We start from the raw sequence: 13,429 nt of genomic DNA, 5'->3' as shown, positions 1-13,429 counted from the left end.
GATGCGCAACCCGCCGCGCCTCCGCTGTTCATTGGGCCAGGAGGCGCCTTATCGCACGCTGGCGACCTTTTGCGGGTCGGGCGGGGTGAGTGGCGGGGCCTTGATGAGGTCGTCGCGGATCGTGCGGATGAGCTTCGTCGTCTCCGGCGACAGCGAGCGGGGGCGCACCAGCGGCGGCAGGGAGCCGTCGTCTGGGGTGTTGCTCTTGCCGGCCGCGACCGTGATCGGCGTGCGGTCGCCTGTCGGCAGCGGGTCCTCGATGCCGGGAATGGGTTTCAGCTGGATGCCCTGGTGGGCGTAGTCCATCAGCCGCTTGAAGGTGCGGGCCGGAATGGAGCCGCCGGTCATGCGGTTGGTCGAGGTGTAGTCGTCGTTGCCGAACCAGACTGCGGTCGTGTAGTTGCCGGTGTAGCCGACGAACCAGGCGTCGCGATAGGCCTGCGTCGTGCCGGTCTTGCCGGCGGTGACGATGCCGTGGTCGAGGGCGGCGGCGCGCGCCGTGCCGGACACCGGCACCTGGGTCAGCATCTGGTTCATGTAGGCGTCGGCCTGCTCCGAAATCACCCGCTTGGCTGCGGGCTCGTCGCGTTCGAAGTCGTAAAGCAGGCGGCCGTCATAGGAGAGGATCTGCGAGATGCCGTGACGGCGCGACTGGTAGCCGCCGGCCGGGAAGACCGCATAGGCGGTCGCCTGGTCGAGCACGGTCACTTCCGACGTGCCGATGGGAATCGTCTTGTTGGCGCGGATCGGCGTCTCGACACCCATGTCCTTCGCCATCTTGACGATGCCGTCGATGCCGAGCTTCTCCTTGGCGAGGCGGACCGGAATGGTGTTGATCGATTTCTTCAGCGCCGTCTCGACAGTGACCCGGCCGGCATAGCTGCGGCCGTAGTTCTGCGGCGACCAGCCGTTCCAGGTGATCGGCGCATCGACGACCGTCGATTGCGGCGTCAGGCCTTTTTCCATCGCCAGCGCATAGGTGTAGACCTTGAAGGACGAGCCCGGCTGGCGCAGCGCCTTGGTGGCGCGGTTGAACTGGCTTTCGCCGTAGTCGCGCCCGCCGACCATGGCGCGCACCGCGCCGCCGTTTTCGATCATCACCAGGGCTGCCTGCTTGGCCTTGTAGCTCTGGCCGTATTCCCGGAGGCTCGCTTCGGTGGCCTGGTCGGCGGCGTGCTGCAGGCCCATGTCGAGCGTGGTGCGCACGATCAGCGCATGTTCGGGGAAGCGGAAGGCGAGGCGCTGGACCTCGTCATAGGCCCAGTCGAGGAAATAATCTGGCGATTCATTGGCGTCGCGGTCGATGGCGGTGGCCGGATTGCGCCTTGCGGCGACCACCTGGCCTTCGGTCATGAAGCCGCCCTGGACGAGATTGGTCAGCACCTCGTTGGCGCGGGCGCGCGCTGCCGGCAGGTTGACATGCGGCGCATATTTCGCCGGCGCCTTGAAGAGGCCCGCGAGCATGGCCGCCTCGGCAAGATTGACCTCGCGCACGTCCTTTCCGAAGTAGAAGCGCGCCGCCGCCGCCACGCCGAAGGTGCCGCCGCCCATATAGGCGCGGTCGAGATAGGTGGAGAGAATCTGCTTCTTGGTGAGGTTCGCCTCCAGCCACAGAGCCAGGAAGGCTTCCTTGATCTTGCGCTCGATGGAGCGTTCATTGGACAGGAACAGGTTTTTGGCGAGCTGCTGGGTCAGCGTCGAGCCGCCCTGGACGACACTGCCGGCCTTGGCGTTTTCGCCCATGGCGCGCACGAGGCCGAACACGTCGATGCCGAAATGGTCGAAGAAGCGGCGGTCTTCCGTTGCCAGCACCGACTTGATGAGATAATCCGGCATCTCTTCGATCGGGACCGAGTTCTGGTGGATGACGCCGCGATGGCCGATGACATTGCCGTAGCGGTCGAGGAAGGTGACGGCGTAGTCGCCGCTGTTGCGCCAATCCTTGTTGGTGGCCTGGAAGGCGGGAAGCGCCAGCGTCAGCATCAGGACGGCGCCGACGGTGCCCCAGGTCGCGGCCTCGCCGAGAAGTTCGAAGACGGCCCGCTTCCAGCCATACATGCGGAAGCGGCGGAAGAAGATGGTGATGCGTTCCCAGGTGTCGGCGATGCGGAAGCCGGCATTCCACAGGAAGGAATCGAGCGCGGCATCGATCTTGAGCAGGAGGAAGCGCTTCTTGCGCGGGCGCTCGTCTGATGAAAAAGGATCCTGCACGCTGCCGTCGCTCCCTCCGCCGGGCGGCATGTGCCGGCGGTTAACCCGGGCGGGATTATAACGGTTGGGGTCGGTTTGGAAAGTGCCGCCGGTGCCACACTGACACAGAAGACATACCAGGGTTAACCGGGATTTCCCCATGATGCCGAGGCGATAGAGTGACGGACAAACAGCCCTTCTGGAAAGAAAAGACGCTTCTCGAGATGAGCCCGCAGGAGTGGGAGTCGATCTGCGACGGCTGCGGCCTGTGCTGTCTCAACAAGCTCGAGGACTGGGATACCGGCGAGGTCGCCTTCACTTCGGTCGCCTGCACCCTGCTCGACGATCAGAGCTGTCGCTGTCGCCACTACGAGAGCCGCAAGGATTTCGTGCCGGAATGCATCCAGCTGACGCCCGAAAGCGTGCCGGAAATCCCGTGGCTGCCGCCGACCTGTGGCTACCGGCTGATCGAGGAAGGGCATGACCTCTACTGGTGGCACCCGCTGGTCTCCGGCGATCCGGAGACCGTGCATGCCGCCGGCATCTCGGCCCGCGGCCGCACCGTGAGCGAGGATGACGTCGATGTCGAGGACTACGAGGACTACATCGTCGACTGGCCGCTGACGGTGGGCGAGGGCGCGGAAAAGGCCTGACCGGCGGTCGTTTCGCCAGCCTCGGACCAGTTCTTTGTGCGAAGGGAGTCCCCGAGTGAAGGGGACAGGCGCGCAATGCTGGACGAGATGCAGGACAAGGTCAGAATTTTTCTGCGCGGCTTTGCCGTGATGTCCGATCCCGTCGCGGTGCGCGAGAAGGGCCACGCCCTGCTGGCAAAGTTTCCCGGCGACGAGATCGTCAAGGTGGCCTCGCTGCTGACGGCCTACAATCCTCTGTTTCTGCCCGAGTTCGGCAATGTGCCGGAACTGAAGGCGACACCCGACCAGTTCATGGAATGGGTGATGCGGCTGAAGCTGACGGCGGCGAATGCAGCCCAGCCGAACATTCTCCTGGCCGCCGCGCCGAAATCCGCCTCATCCTTCATCTTCGTCGCCGTCGCCAGGGCGGCAAAACTCCCGACCGTCTATCTCGGCGCCAATATCGCAACGCCGCAGACGCTCGGGATGATGGACGGCATCTTGAGGGAAGACGAGGTGGACGAACTGGCGCTGATCCGCAACGGGTTGAACGGCGTCGGCTACATCGCCCAGCACCACATCAAGCCGACGCCTTTCCTCTGCCGGCAGCTGGCGCAGTACAAGGTCCGCGTCATTGTCACCGTGCGCAATATCCTCGACACGTTCGTGTCGATCGACGACCAGTTCAAGCGCATGCAGAAGGTTTCACGCGAGGCGGGCGAGGACCCCGAGGTCAGCTATTTCTCGCAGGGCTTTCCTCGTCACTACACGGAAATGAGTGACGAGGACCGCTTCGATTTCCTCGCCGACCGGGCGGCCTGGTACGTGCAGTTCCTGATGCACTGGCAGAAGCTGGAGCAGCGCGGCATGGTGGAGCCGCTGTGGATTTCCTACGAGCGCGACCTCTTGGGCGACCGCCAGGCGATGGCCGGGCGGATCGCCGCCCATGTCGGCTTCGGCCTGTCGGCCGAGGCGGTGCTTGCCGAGCTTTCGGCCGACCCCGAGGCCGGGCGGTTGCAATGGAACAAGGGCGTGGCTGGCCGCGGCGAAAAGATCCCGACCGGACCGCGCGAACGGATATTGAAGGCCTTCGCGCCGTTCCGCGACGAGGCGGATTTTTCGCTGATGCTGGGGCCGGAGAGGGCGTGAGAATATCGACCGGCAGATATCGACGTTCGGCCCCAAGCCGTCGCCCTGCCTGGTGTCGAGTGGAAGAAAGAGGAAGGCAATGAACCCAGAAACGAAGGCATTGTTGCTGAAGTTTGCCGAGAAGATCTCGGAAAGTCCGGACCTCGCCTTTGTCGAGGCGAAGTGCAACGAATTCCTGGGCAAGCTCGATCCGCGCGAGCAGCTGGCCGCCGCGAGCGTCTTCTCGCTGACCAATCCCTTCTTCCTTCCCGATGTGGATGACGAGGTGGTTTCGCGGCTGGCGTTCAACCTGGACCAGTTTTCCGAGCTCCTGATGCGGGCGAAGCTCTCGGCCGCGCGGGCCAGGCAGCCGAACATCCTGGTGGCCTGCGCGCCGAAATCGGCCTCGACCTTCATCAGCGGCACGTTGAGGCGGACCATGAGCCTTGGCGGCGCCAACTTGATGGCCGCGACCCTTTACATGCAGACGCCCTATGCGATGGGCATCGTGCTGCGCGAGCAGGAAACCGACGAGCTGGCGCTGATCCGCCACGGGCTGAACCAGCGGGGCTATGTGGCGCAGCACCATGTGCGGGCGACGCCCTATCTCTGCCGGCAGTTGAAGACATTCAACATCATGCCGATCGTCACCTATCGCAACCTGTTCGATTCGATCGTCAGCCTCGACGACATGTTCCGCAAGGCACGCCAGAAGGGCTCCACCGGTAATGCCGATGTCGACTATTTCCTCGACGCGCTGCCGGACCGCTATCACGAGATGGACGACGAGACGCGCCTGACGGCGCTGGTGCACCTGCAGGCGCACTGGTTCCTGCAGTTCTATCTCTCCTGGAAGAAATGCGAGCGGATGGGCTTCGTCAAGCCGCTCTGGGTGTCCTACGAGAAGGACTTCCTCAACGATAAGCCGGGGCTTGCCGAGCGGATCGCGCGTTATGTCGGGCCGGACTATCTGGACGCTTCCAAGCTGGCGGAGGCCTTTGCCGATACCGAGACCGCCAGGGGCGAACGGCTGAACAAGGGCGTCGCCGGGCGCGGGGCATCGATGCCGGAGAGCGTGCGCAGGCTGATCCTCGAGATCGCCGAACCCTACCGGGCCGAAGAAGACCTCTCCGAACTGGTCGGTGATTGAAATCAAGGACGCTTCGAAGGCAGAATGCTCAATGTCTTGATGCGGGCCGGAACGAGATCCGGTGATTGCCCCTTTTCGGAGTGTTCGTGACGTCTCTTGCCGACTACCTGCCGGACCAGCTGCCGGCCTTCGTGCTCGCTTCCGTGCTGATCGAGCTGACGCCGGGGCCGAACATGGCCTGGCTGGCCATGGCCGCGGCGACGGAGGGGCGGGCGAAGGGCTTTGCGGCCGTTGCCGGCGTGGCGCTGGGGCTGGCGACGATCGGCATTGCCGGTGCGGTGGGAGCGGCCGAACTGGTGCAATCCTCCACGCTGGTCTACGAAACGCTGCGTTGGGCGGGCATCGCCTTCCTCTTCTATCTCGCCTGGGACGGCTGGCGCGACGGCGGCAGCGAGACGGGCGTCGGCGCCAATGACGGCTATGGCCGTTTCTTCCGGCGCGGGCTGGTGACCAACCTCCTGAACCCGAAGGCGGCAATCTTCTACGTCGCGGTGCTGCCGGCCTTCATCGATCCGGCCGGCGTGGTGCTCGGCCAGACGCTGCTCCTGACGGCGGTCTATGTGGCGGTCGCGACCGGTATCCATGCGGGTATCGTCGCGGCAGCCGGCTTTTTAACCCCCATCCTGACCGACGAGCGGCGCGAGCGTTTCGCCCGCCGTGCGCTCTCCCTGATGCTTGCCGCCGTCGCCGTCTGGTTCGCCTTCTCGACGGCGCGCTGAGGCGGACTTGATCTTTCGCAAATCAGGGCCGGGCGCCTTCCTGTAGAAACATATTGAAAAACGAATGTTTCTACAGGAGCTCCACATGACGACGAAATACTACCCCGACATCACCCGGGACATTTCCGCCCACACCAAGACGCTGCGACGCGATATTCCGGACGTGATGAAGGGCTTTTCAGCGATGGCGACGGCTGCGACCGCCGACGGCGCGCTCGACAAGAAGGTGAAGGAGCTGGTGGCGCTCGGCATCGCCATCGCGACGCGCTGCGACGGGTGCATCGGCTTTCACACCGAAACGCTGATCAAGCTTGGCGCGACCAAGGCCGAATTCGAGGAAACCCTCGGCATGGCCATCTACATGGGCGGCGGCCCGTCGCTGATGTACGCCGCGCACGCCATGGCGGCGTGGGAGCAGTTTTCGGCGCCTGTTGAGGCGGCGGAGTAGGTTAGGCGGAGCGCGCGTAGTCCTGGTCGATCGCCTCGATGGCGTCGATCATCTCCGCCTTCTCCCTTGCTTCGACCTTAAGGTCATAGCTGACCTGCATGTTCATCCAGAATTCCGGGGATGTGCGGAAATACTTGGCGAGCCGCAGGGCGGAGTCGGTGGTCAAGGCTGTCTGCTCGGCGACAAGGCGTTCGATGCGGGTGCGTGGCACGCCGAGCTTGCGCGCCAATGCGCCCGCGCTCATGCCGAGCGGACGGAGATATTCCTCGCGGAGGATTTCTCCTGGATGGACCTCTGGAAGAATGCTGACCATGGTTCAACTCCCTGGTTTCAATGGTAATCGACGATCTCGACGGCGTCCGCGCCTGTCAGTGTCCAGATGAAGCAAATACGCCATTGATCGTTGATCCGGATGGAATGCTGACCGGCGCGGTTGCCACTGAGCTTTTCGAGGCGATTGCCCGGTGGTGATCGCAAGTCGTCCAGCTGACGGGCATTTTCCAAGACGGTCAGCTTGCGCACGGCCGATCGCACCAAATCTGCCGGAAAGCCTTTCGGCGTCCGACCCCTTGCAACGGCTTCCGTACGGGCGTCTTTGTAAGACCGGATCATCAGGCGCCTCGATTTCATGTATCATAGCATGATACATCGTAAGTTCAAGTGCCATGCGGATGGACACAGGGCCGGTATGAGGATGGTGACGGCGGCGCTGAAAGGTAGATCAAATGCAAAGATAGGAAAATAATCCCAATATTATACTTCACACACCCACGCGAGTTTGTGGTATGTTGAGTCCATGGGTTGAATTAGGAGATTCTGCAATGAACAATACTCAGGCGGAAGTAGCAGCTCAAACAAGGCTCATCGCCGCCACACTGGCAAATGCCCTGATAATTGCGTCTGGGAGGCCACATTCCGTCAATGAAGCGCTTGCCCTGTTGAAGGACTTTCAGTTTTCGATGATGCCAAATCCGGGACACAGCTCATATCAACTATGGCATGATGCGTTTGATGGAGACAAACCTCACGAATAAACGTCGCCCATAAATAGGGAGGTTGTATCTTGGAGGAGAGTTTGGAACCACCAAGCGAATACAAGCTTCGTGATCCGGTCAACATCACGATTTCCATGACAGCCATCGGAAAACACCTGTCACGATGCGAGACGATAGAGCATGAAGGTTGTTACTGGCTCGTGCCGCAATGGATCGAAAACAAAGAGCAAGGATGGATGCGGCCAGTCCGAATAATTTCACTTCGGGATATACCCCACGAGGTGAAGGAAAACCGCGATCCGCCGATATTGGTAACTGAAGGATTGCCGGAAGACGCCGAGCCCCCGAACGATCCAATTCAAACAGCAGAACGAACGCTGGTAGTTGATCTGCCGAAGATATGGTTTTCAATCCCGGTCGCAAACTGATTGACATGGAAATCCCTATTAAAAAGCCCGCTCACTTGGCGGGCTTCTTGTCTTTGGTTCCGTCTTCTTTTGGCGGCGGTGACTTGGCGATCTTGCCAAGCCGCTGATCAAAACGCGCTTCATCGTCATCCGTTTCCAGTTGACGGGCGGCTTCGCGGAATTTGTCAATCTGCTGCTGCTTGACCTTCGTCATCTAAATTCTCGCAATCGACGCCTATCGCGCCCTCTTCTGGGAAGTTGATATTTAGCTGAGGATCTTCTGGAGGTAATTCCATATCGGCCAATCCAACGACGTTTATGCCCATGCGCTTTGCCACAGTCGCCAGACCTTTATCATCTGAATATATAGCCGTAGCTTGATTAACCAACGCGATAGCCACAATTTGCCGATCATATTTTAGCTTCGCCCAAGTTGCATTATCGTCCCGTTTGCTAGGCTGTTTCCCGCTGTCTGCAGAGTTCCTGGTCATAATGGCCACCTCGATGGCGGCCCTTTCATCGAAAGGCTCAATCCGAAAAACGGACATACCATTGATTTTTTCAACAAGGGTCTGCGCAACGCCCGCGTCAACACGAACCAGAACTTCACTCAACGCCGGGGTTGGTATGACAAGCTTTGCTCTCGCCTTATCCAACTTCTCCACCAAATACGTCAGACGCTCTACCGGCTTCGAAATTGGGTTGCCATCCTTGTCGACCGGTGTTTTTGCGCCGGGCTGCAGCAGGAGCATAAGTGTCGTAGCGTCAATGACTACCATTGCCGCCACCTTCTGGTCCGTGACGAATCAAGCTGAGTTCGTCATAAGCTGCCTGATCAAATTTTATCGGCAGTTTTTGCAGTTCAGCCAACGCATCGGATAAAAATATCGGCTTGAGGACTTCAAACGCATCTATCCTGAACTTCTCCAATTGCCACTTTCCATCGGAGTCGCGGCTCCAACTTCCAACGCCAATTAGGCGAACGTTCTCGTCAAACTTGGCGGCAAGCTCTTTGCCAAGCGACCTGCTATTTGTGTAGCATCCCGTAACAGGGACCCCCTCGGAAAGAAGCCGCACATGAACGGTGTTGTCTGCACCACCGACAGAAACGACAACACCGTCTAATGTTCCTTGCTGCCGAATGGTGGGGTATTTTTCTTCTACGAGTTCCCTACCGGGGAAGCGTATTATTACACCCTTCTTTTCCTGCAGGGTGCCGATGGCATTGTCATCGCGCAATAACTTGTTGACCGCACGATACGCTTTCAACGCATCCTGCGGGCCTTCATTTCGTCTTACAGCGGTAGTGCGCTCCCGCACTTTCGGAACAGCTTCCCGTTCAACTTTATGAACGATCACTGTGCTGCCACGCTCAAGACGCTCGAAATGGACCGCTCTTTGCTCGCCAAGAATGGCAGCAAGCTCGGCCATATATTCCGCGAGTCTGGACATAGGAATGGTGTCCGGACTGTAGGCATCGATCCGGAACCGATACTCTGCGTCAATGGGTTTACGTGGGGCCATTTGGCTTTCCTATTTCGGTTCTAGAAGGATGCCACAAATGAGTCCTTGTAGAGAAGCCTCTTATTTTTTGCTCCAACCAGTGCACTCAACGCACGGGAACCATCGTCAATGCCAAGGCCAACGCGGTTGTTGTAACGGAAATCAAATTCCGCCAGATAGCGGTGCAGATGCTTTTCGCTGCAATGCTGGTAAACGCCCTTCATGCCGCGCTTGAACACGCTGAAATAGTTCTCGATCGTGTTCGAGTGAATGACCTTGCCGCCCTCGTAGCGGACGTATTCGCCAGCGGAATGCTTTGTGGTCTGGTGGTCGGCAAACTGAGTACCTACTACCTTGTAGAGCCTGCTTTCGTCCGTATGCAGATCGCTTTCGCGGTGAACGTTTTCCGTGACGATCTGCGCAACAGTTTCCTTGTTTGCATTTTCGACGTGGAGCGTGCGGACGGAACCGCCACGCTCTACAAGACCGACAACAGCCCGCTTATGCGACGGGCCGGTTTTGCCGGACTTTGTGAACGGACGACCACTTGTCGTCATGGTCGGCGCAGGGCCAGACTTCTTGCCAAAGTAGGTTTCGTCTGCCTCGACTACCTTACCATTGCCGCCCATCGGGCCAAGGTTGCCTTCACGCATGGCTTCGCGGATGCGATGACCAAGGAACCAAGCAGTTTTCAGCGTGACCTCAAGGACGCGGTGAAGCTGGTTTGCGCTAATACCCTTCTTGGAAGAGCAAATAAGGTGGATCGCCTGCAGCCACTTATGCAAAGGCAGGTGGCTTTCCTCAAAGATCGTGCCGATGCGAACCGTGAACTGGCTACGGCAGGCAGCGCACTTGTATAGGCCATGGCGCTCGACACCTTCCGGGCTTTTCTTGGAAGGCTTGGAGCGAACACCCTCCAGCTTGTAGTGCTTGTCTACGTTCCCACAGTGAGGGCATACAGGACCTTCCGGCCACAGAATGCTTTCCACATGCTCGAAGGCTGCGGCCTCATTGTGAAAATATTCCCTCGACAAAACAGACATGACGCGTTCCAAAAGCTAACCTCTTGGATTCTTTATCTCACATCAATTTGGGTTTGTCAAAGATAATATTGGGAAAATAATCCTTGACGGTGTCACGGTGGTCTGATAGGGTTCTGGTATAGTCGGAAAGTTGCGACCGGATGCGGCGGCTGGCCGGGAAGGTCGGGGCTGTTTCCGGTGTCGGGAATGAGGGTTTTTGAGGTCGGTTTTGCCGGCCTTTTTTGTTGGGCGGGTGAGGGGGCTTACCCCCCCTCTGCCCTGCCGGGCATCTCCCCCGCAAGGGGGGAGATTAGCTGGGGTTGGCCTTGCGCCATCTGGCCCATGCCATCGGAGGTTTCATGGACAATCTGGACAGGTTCGATCCGGGGCTTTTCGGGCTCTGGCCGGAGCGGCGCGTCTATGGGGACGGGCCGTCGGAGGCCGGGGTGGCGGATGCGCCGGAGGTGAAGTCGGGTGAGGGCGGCGACGATCTGCGCCGGTTGCTCAATGACATGACGCGCGAGATGCGGGCGCAGTTCGATTATTTCCGCCGTCTGCGGGGCGAAAGCGAGGCGGACGGGGCGGCGAGCCGGACCGACGCCAAGGCGGCGGTGGATGCGATGTCGCTGATCGTCCGGACGCTCGAAAAGATCGACGCGCTGCAGCGCCAGCTTGCCCGCGACCGCGAAGAGGAGGCAGACCGTCATGCCGATCCGGCCGAACTGGAGCGCGCCCGCGACGCGCTGCTGGCGCTTATCGACGAGCGGGCCGACGAACGGGCGGCGCGCCTTGCTGATGAGCGGGACCGCGGATATTCGCCGGCCGGGGCGGCGGGTGATGGCGTCGGAGATAGTCGAGGGATCGAGGCGGGTGACGTTCGCCCCTCACGGGATGGCGGAACCGGCCAAGCATCGGGTGGCGGCGTTCGCTGAGCGGACGTGGTTGGGGCCAAGCGCGCCCGAACGGACCATCGGAGAGCGGGCGCGGGCCGAGTGGGCAAATGCGAACCCGGAATGGATTGCGGTGGCGCCCTGGATGGGGCGGCTTGCCGATGAGATGGCGGCGGTCGCTCGCCGGGCGATGGCGCCGAATGCGGTGCGATGGATCGCCCGTCATGAGCGGCGGATTGTGGCGCTGCTGGCCAATCCGGCGATTGCGGCGGCACTGCTGAAGGACTGGGCGATTGCCGGGCGCGACGAACAGCAGCCGCCGAAGGGCGACTGGCGCAGCTGGCTTCTGATGGGCGGGCGCGGCTCCGGCAAGACACGGGCCGGCGCCGAATGGGTCCACGCGCTGGCGAGCGGGGCCGGGGCATCCGAGCTGCGCATCGCGCTGGTGGCCGAGACGCTGGGCGACGCCCGCGAGGTGATGATCGACGGTGTGTCCGGCATCTGCCGGATTGCCCGGCGCAACGTGCCGGTGTTCGAGATTTCGCGCCGGCGGCTGATCTGGCCGAGCGGGGCGATGGCCTACATATTTTCTTCCGAAGATCCGGAAAGCCTGCGCGGGCCGCAATTTCATTTCGCCTGGTGCGACGAGCTCGCCAAATGGACGCATGCGGCGGAGACCTTCGACATGCTGCAGTTTGGCCTGCGGCTGGGTTCGCATCCGCGCCAGTTGGTGACGACGACGCCGAGGGCGGTGCCGGTGCTCAAACGGCTGATCGCCGATCCGGGCACGGTGGTCCGCAAGATTTCGACTGCGGCCAATGCCCGCAATCTGGCGCCGGGCTTCATCACCGCGCTCGAGGCGCGCTATGGAGGGACGCGGCTCGGGCGCCAGGAGCTCGGCGGCGAGCTGATCGAGGACCGCGAGGACGGGCTCTGGCGGCGCGAGCAGTTGGAGGCGTTGACGGTCAGGGCGGCGGGACCGATGCGGCGCATCGTCGTGGCGGTCGACCCGCCGGCTGCGGCCGGCAAGACGTCGTGCTGCGGGATCGTGGTCGCCGGGATCGACGAGGCGGGGCGCGGCGTCGTGCTGGCCGACTGCTCGGTGGAGGGCGCGAGCCCGTCCGGGTGGGCGGAAGCCGCGGCGCGGGCCTATCGCCGTTTCGATGCCGACCGGATCGTCGCGGAGATCAACCAGGGCGGCGACATGGTGGCCGCCGTGATGCGCTCGGTCGATGCCGGCCTGCCGGTGACGACGGTGAGGGCGACGCGGGGGAAATTCCTGCGCGCCGAACCGGTGGCCGCACTCTACGAGCAGGGCCGGGTGGTGCATGCCGGGCGGTTTAGCGCGCTCGAAGACCAGATGTGCGATTTCGGCCCGGACGGGCTTTCGAACGGCCGCTCGCCGGACCGGCTCGACGCGCTGGTCTGGGCCCTGACGGCATTGATGCTGGAGGGGGCGGGAGAGCCGAAGGTGAGGGGCGTGTGAGGCACGGCGCTGCAGCCATCGCATGTACAGAGACAAAATTGCATGTTAAAATTGTATTTGCGGACGAATGCACGCCAATGGGGAGTCCGCGCCAAACCGGGGGACATCATGAGCATCAATCGCAAGTTCTTCTACGATCATCTGCATGACACGCTGTTTTCGACCGGGCTGAACCAGTCGCAGGTGGACGGCCACAACGCCATTCTGGATGCCTGGGAAGAGGGCTACGCCAAGGAGGACGACCGCTGGCTGGCCTACATGCTGGCGACCGCCTATCACGAGACGGCGCGCACCATGCAGCCGGTGCGCGAGACGCTGGCGCCGACCGACGACAAGGCGATCGCCCGGCTGGAAAACGCCTGGAACGCCGGCAAGCTTTCCTGGGTGAAGGAGCCATACTGGCGCAAGGACAAGGACGGCAAGAGCTGGCTTGGCCGCGGGCTGGTGCAGCTCACCCACAAATACAACTACGAGAAGATGAAGAAGGAGACCGGCGTCGACCTGGTGTCGCATCCGGAGCTGGCAATGGAGATGGATGTGGCGATCAAGATCATGTTCATCGGCATGATCAAGGGCTCGTTCACCGGCCACAAACTCGCCGATTATTTCTCGAAGACGAACGAGGACTGGGTGCATGCCCGCCGGATCATCAACGGCATGGACCGGGCGCAGCAGATCGCCGGCTATGCGCGGACCTATTATTCGGCCGTGAGTTATACGATCGCCGAGGCGGCGTGAGGCGCGACCTATCCGCATCGTCATCCCGGACCTGATCCGGGATCCAGCGGCGCGATGTCGATCGCGCGGGGCACTCATTTGACGGCTTGGTAAGGTGGCGAGCCTGCCAGAGTCTTTCCAC

17 protein-coding genes are annotated in these 13,429 nt (G+C 61.5%); 10 read left to right on the top strand and 7 right to left on the bottom strand.

Going from position 1 to position 13,429, the window contains the following annotated elements; translation table 11 throughout:
- Nucleotides 1-48 precede the first annotated feature (48 nt).
- Complete coding sequence (locus tag ACU5AZ_RS04760; RefSeq protein WP_446824882.1) at nt 49-2,241, bottom strand: transglycosylase domain-containing protein; 2,193 nt, start codon at nt 2,239-2,241, stop codon at nt 49-51.
- A 128-nt stretch (nt 2,242-2,369) separates the two neighbouring features.
- Here ACU5AZ_RS04760 and ACU5AZ_RS04755 point away from each other — a divergent pair, with 128 nt between their 5' ends.
- The 5 genes from ACU5AZ_RS04755 (at nt 2,370) to ACU5AZ_RS04735 (ending at nt 6,267) form a co-directional block, all read left to right on the top strand.
- Nucleotides 2,370-2,843 (top strand): YcgN family cysteine cluster protein, encoded by a 474-nt coding sequence (locus ACU5AZ_RS04755; RefSeq protein ID WP_446824881.1) that lies wholly within the window; start codon nt 2,370-2,372, stop codon nt 2,841-2,843.
- Between the two features lie 75 nt (nt 2,844-2,918).
- Nucleotides 2,919-3,971: a hypothetical protein gene (locus ACU5AZ_RS04750; RefSeq protein ID WP_446824880.1), complete on the top strand. Its 1,053-nt coding sequence runs from the start codon at nt 2,919-2,921 to the stop codon at nt 3,969-3,971.
- Between the two features lie 79 nt (nt 3,972-4,050).
- Nucleotides 4,051-5,100: a hypothetical protein gene (locus ACU5AZ_RS04745; RefSeq protein ID WP_446824879.1), complete on the top strand. Its 1,050-nt coding sequence runs from the start codon at nt 4,051-4,053 to the stop codon at nt 5,098-5,100.
- An 86-nt stretch (nt 5,101-5,186) separates the two neighbouring features.
- On the top strand, nt 5,187-5,819 hold the full coding sequence (locus tag ACU5AZ_RS04740) for a LysE family translocator (protein ID WP_446824878.1): 633 nt from the start codon (nt 5,187-5,189) through the stop codon (nt 5,817-5,819).
- A gap of 85 nt (nt 5,820-5,904) precedes the next feature.
- Entirely contained in the window at nt 5,905-6,267 is a 363-nt protein-coding gene (locus ACU5AZ_RS04735) for a carboxymuconolactone decarboxylase family protein (protein ID WP_446824877.1), read from the top strand.
- A gap of 1 nt (nt 6,268) precedes the next feature.
- On the opposite strand, the gene ACU5AZ_RS04730 is transcribed toward ACU5AZ_RS04735, so the two are convergent.
- Together ACU5AZ_RS04730 and ACU5AZ_RS04725 are read right to left on the bottom strand one after the other, a co-directional pair.
- Entirely contained in the window at nt 6,269-6,580 is a 312-nt protein-coding gene (locus tag ACU5AZ_RS04730; RefSeq protein ID WP_446824876.1) for a HigA family addiction module antitoxin, read from the bottom strand.
- Between the two features lie 17 nt (nt 6,581-6,597).
- A complete protein-coding gene (locus ACU5AZ_RS04725; RefSeq protein WP_446825917.1) occupies nt 6,598-6,879 on the bottom strand; it encodes a type II toxin-antitoxin system RelE/ParE family toxin in 282 nt (93 codons plus the stop codon).
- 209 nt (nt 6,880-7,088) lie between these two features.
- On the opposite strand from ACU5AZ_RS04725, the gene ACU5AZ_RS04720 reads away from it, so the two are divergent.
- Together ACU5AZ_RS04720 and ACU5AZ_RS04715 are read left to right on the top strand one after the other, a co-directional pair.
- The gene (locus tag ACU5AZ_RS04720) at nt 7,089-7,301 is read left to right on the top strand and encodes a hypothetical protein (RefSeq protein ID WP_446824875.1); all 213 of its coding nucleotides are present in this window, start codon (nt 7,089-7,091) and stop codon (nt 7,299-7,301) included.
- Nucleotides 7,302-7,330: 29 nt separating this feature from the next.
- Nucleotides 7,331-7,690 carry a hypothetical protein gene (locus ACU5AZ_RS04715; RefSeq protein WP_446824874.1) on the top strand — a complete coding sequence of 120 codons (360 nt, stop codon included), beginning with the start codon at nt 7,331-7,333 and terminating at the stop codon, nt 7,688-7,690.
- Between the two features lie 31 nt (nt 7,691-7,721).
- Here the strand turns inward: ACU5AZ_RS04715 and ACU5AZ_RS04710 are convergent, their stop codons facing one another.
- From ACU5AZ_RS04710 to ACU5AZ_RS04695, 4 genes are read right to left on the bottom strand one after another with little or no spacing between them, the layout of a single operon-like run.
- Nucleotides 7,722-7,883: a DNA-binding protein gene (locus tag ACU5AZ_RS04710; RefSeq protein WP_446824873.1), complete on the bottom strand. Its 162-nt coding sequence runs from the start codon at nt 7,881-7,883 to the stop codon at nt 7,722-7,724.
- Nucleotides 7,855-8,448: a hypothetical protein gene (locus ACU5AZ_RS04705; protein ID WP_446824872.1), complete on the bottom strand. Its 594-nt coding sequence runs from the start codon at nt 8,446-8,448 to the stop codon at nt 7,855-7,857. The genes ACU5AZ_RS04710 and ACU5AZ_RS04705 overlap by 29 nt, the downstream gene beginning before the upstream one ends.
- Nucleotides 8,435-9,193: a hypothetical protein gene (locus tag ACU5AZ_RS04700; RefSeq protein WP_446824871.1), complete on the bottom strand. Its 759-nt coding sequence runs from the start codon at nt 9,191-9,193 to the stop codon at nt 8,435-8,437. Before ACU5AZ_RS04700 ends, ACU5AZ_RS04705 begins: the two co-directional genes overlap by 14 nt.
- 20 nt (nt 9,194-9,213) lie before the next feature.
- A complete protein-coding gene (locus ACU5AZ_RS04695; RefSeq protein WP_446824870.1) occupies nt 9,214-10,215 on the bottom strand; it encodes an IS1595 family transposase in 1,002 nt (333 codons plus the stop codon).
- A gap of 338 nt (nt 10,216-10,553) precedes the next feature.
- Here ACU5AZ_RS04695 and ACU5AZ_RS04690 point away from each other — a divergent pair, with 338 nt between their 5' ends.
- The 3 genes from ACU5AZ_RS04690 (at nt 10,554) to ACU5AZ_RS04680 (ending at nt 13,308) form a co-directional block, all read left to right on the top strand.
- Nucleotides 10,554-11,126, top strand: a complete 573-nt coding sequence (locus ACU5AZ_RS04690; RefSeq protein WP_446824869.1) for a hypothetical protein — start codon at nt 10,554-10,556, stop codon at nt 11,124-11,126.
- Between the two features lie 163 nt (nt 11,127-11,289).
- Nucleotides 11,290-12,570: a DNA-packaging protein gene (locus ACU5AZ_RS04685; RefSeq protein WP_446825916.1), complete on the top strand. Its 1,281-nt coding sequence runs from the start codon at nt 11,290-11,292 to the stop codon at nt 12,568-12,570.
- Nucleotides 12,571-12,678: 108 nt separating this feature from the next.
- A complete protein-coding gene (locus ACU5AZ_RS04680; protein WP_446824868.1) occupies nt 12,679-13,308 on the top strand; it encodes a glycoside hydrolase family 19 protein in 630 nt (209 codons plus the stop codon).
- Nucleotides 13,309-13,429 lie beyond the last annotated feature (121 nt).

It is taken from the genome of Rhizobium sp. PAMB 3182 (assembly GCF_052908355.1).
This window is presented reverse-complemented; position numbering and strand designations above follow the sequence as displayed.

Bases quoted from the DNA above. Each gene is read 5' to 3' on its own strand.
- ACU5AZ_RS04760 (WP_446824882.1), bottom strand. From the start codon at position 2,241: ATGCCGCCCGGCGGAGGGAGCGACGGCAGCGTGCAGGATCCTTTTTCA.
- ACU5AZ_RS04750 (WP_446824880.1), top strand. From the start codon at position 2,919: ATGCTGGACGAGATGCAGGACAAGGTCAGAATTTTTCTGCGCGGCTTT.
- ACU5AZ_RS04745 (WP_446824879.1), top strand. From the start codon at position 4,051: ATGAACCCAGAAACGAAGGCATTGTTGCTGAAGTTTGCCGAGAAGATC.
- ACU5AZ_RS04735 (WP_446824877.1), top strand. From the start codon at position 5,905: ATGACGACGAAATACTACCCCGACATCACCCGGGACATTTCCGCCCAC.
- ACU5AZ_RS04730 (WP_446824876.1), bottom strand. From the start codon at position 6,580: ATGGTCAGCATTCTTCCAGAGGTCCATCCAGGAGAAATCCTCCGCGAG.
- ACU5AZ_RS04725 (WP_446825917.1), bottom strand. From the start codon at position 6,879: ATGATCCGGTCTTACAAAGACGCCCGTACGGAAGCCGTTGCAAGGGGT.
- ACU5AZ_RS04720 (WP_446824875.1), top strand. From the start codon at position 7,089: ATGAACAATACTCAGGCGGAAGTAGCAGCTCAAACAAGGCTCATCGCC.
- ACU5AZ_RS04710 (WP_446824873.1), bottom strand. From the start codon at position 7,883: ATGACGAAGGTCAAGCAGCAGCAGATTGACAAATTCCGCGAAGCCGCC.
- ACU5AZ_RS04705 (WP_446824872.1), bottom strand. From the start codon at position 8,448: ATGGTAGTCATTGACGCTACGACACTTATGCTCCTGCTGCAGCCCGGC.
- ACU5AZ_RS04700 (WP_446824871.1), bottom strand. From the start codon at position 9,193: ATGGCCCCACGTAAACCCATTGACGCAGAGTATCGGTTCCGGATCGAT.
- ACU5AZ_RS04695 (WP_446824870.1), bottom strand. From the start codon at position 10,215: ATGTCTGTTTTGTCGAGGGAATATTTTCACAATGAGGCCGCAGCCTTC.
- ACU5AZ_RS04690 (WP_446824869.1), top strand. From the start codon at position 10,554: ATGGACAATCTGGACAGGTTCGATCCGGGGCTTTTCGGGCTCTGGCCG.
- ACU5AZ_RS04680 (WP_446824868.1), top strand. From the start codon at position 12,679: ATGAGCATCAATCGCAAGTTCTTCTACGATCATCTGCATGACACGCTG.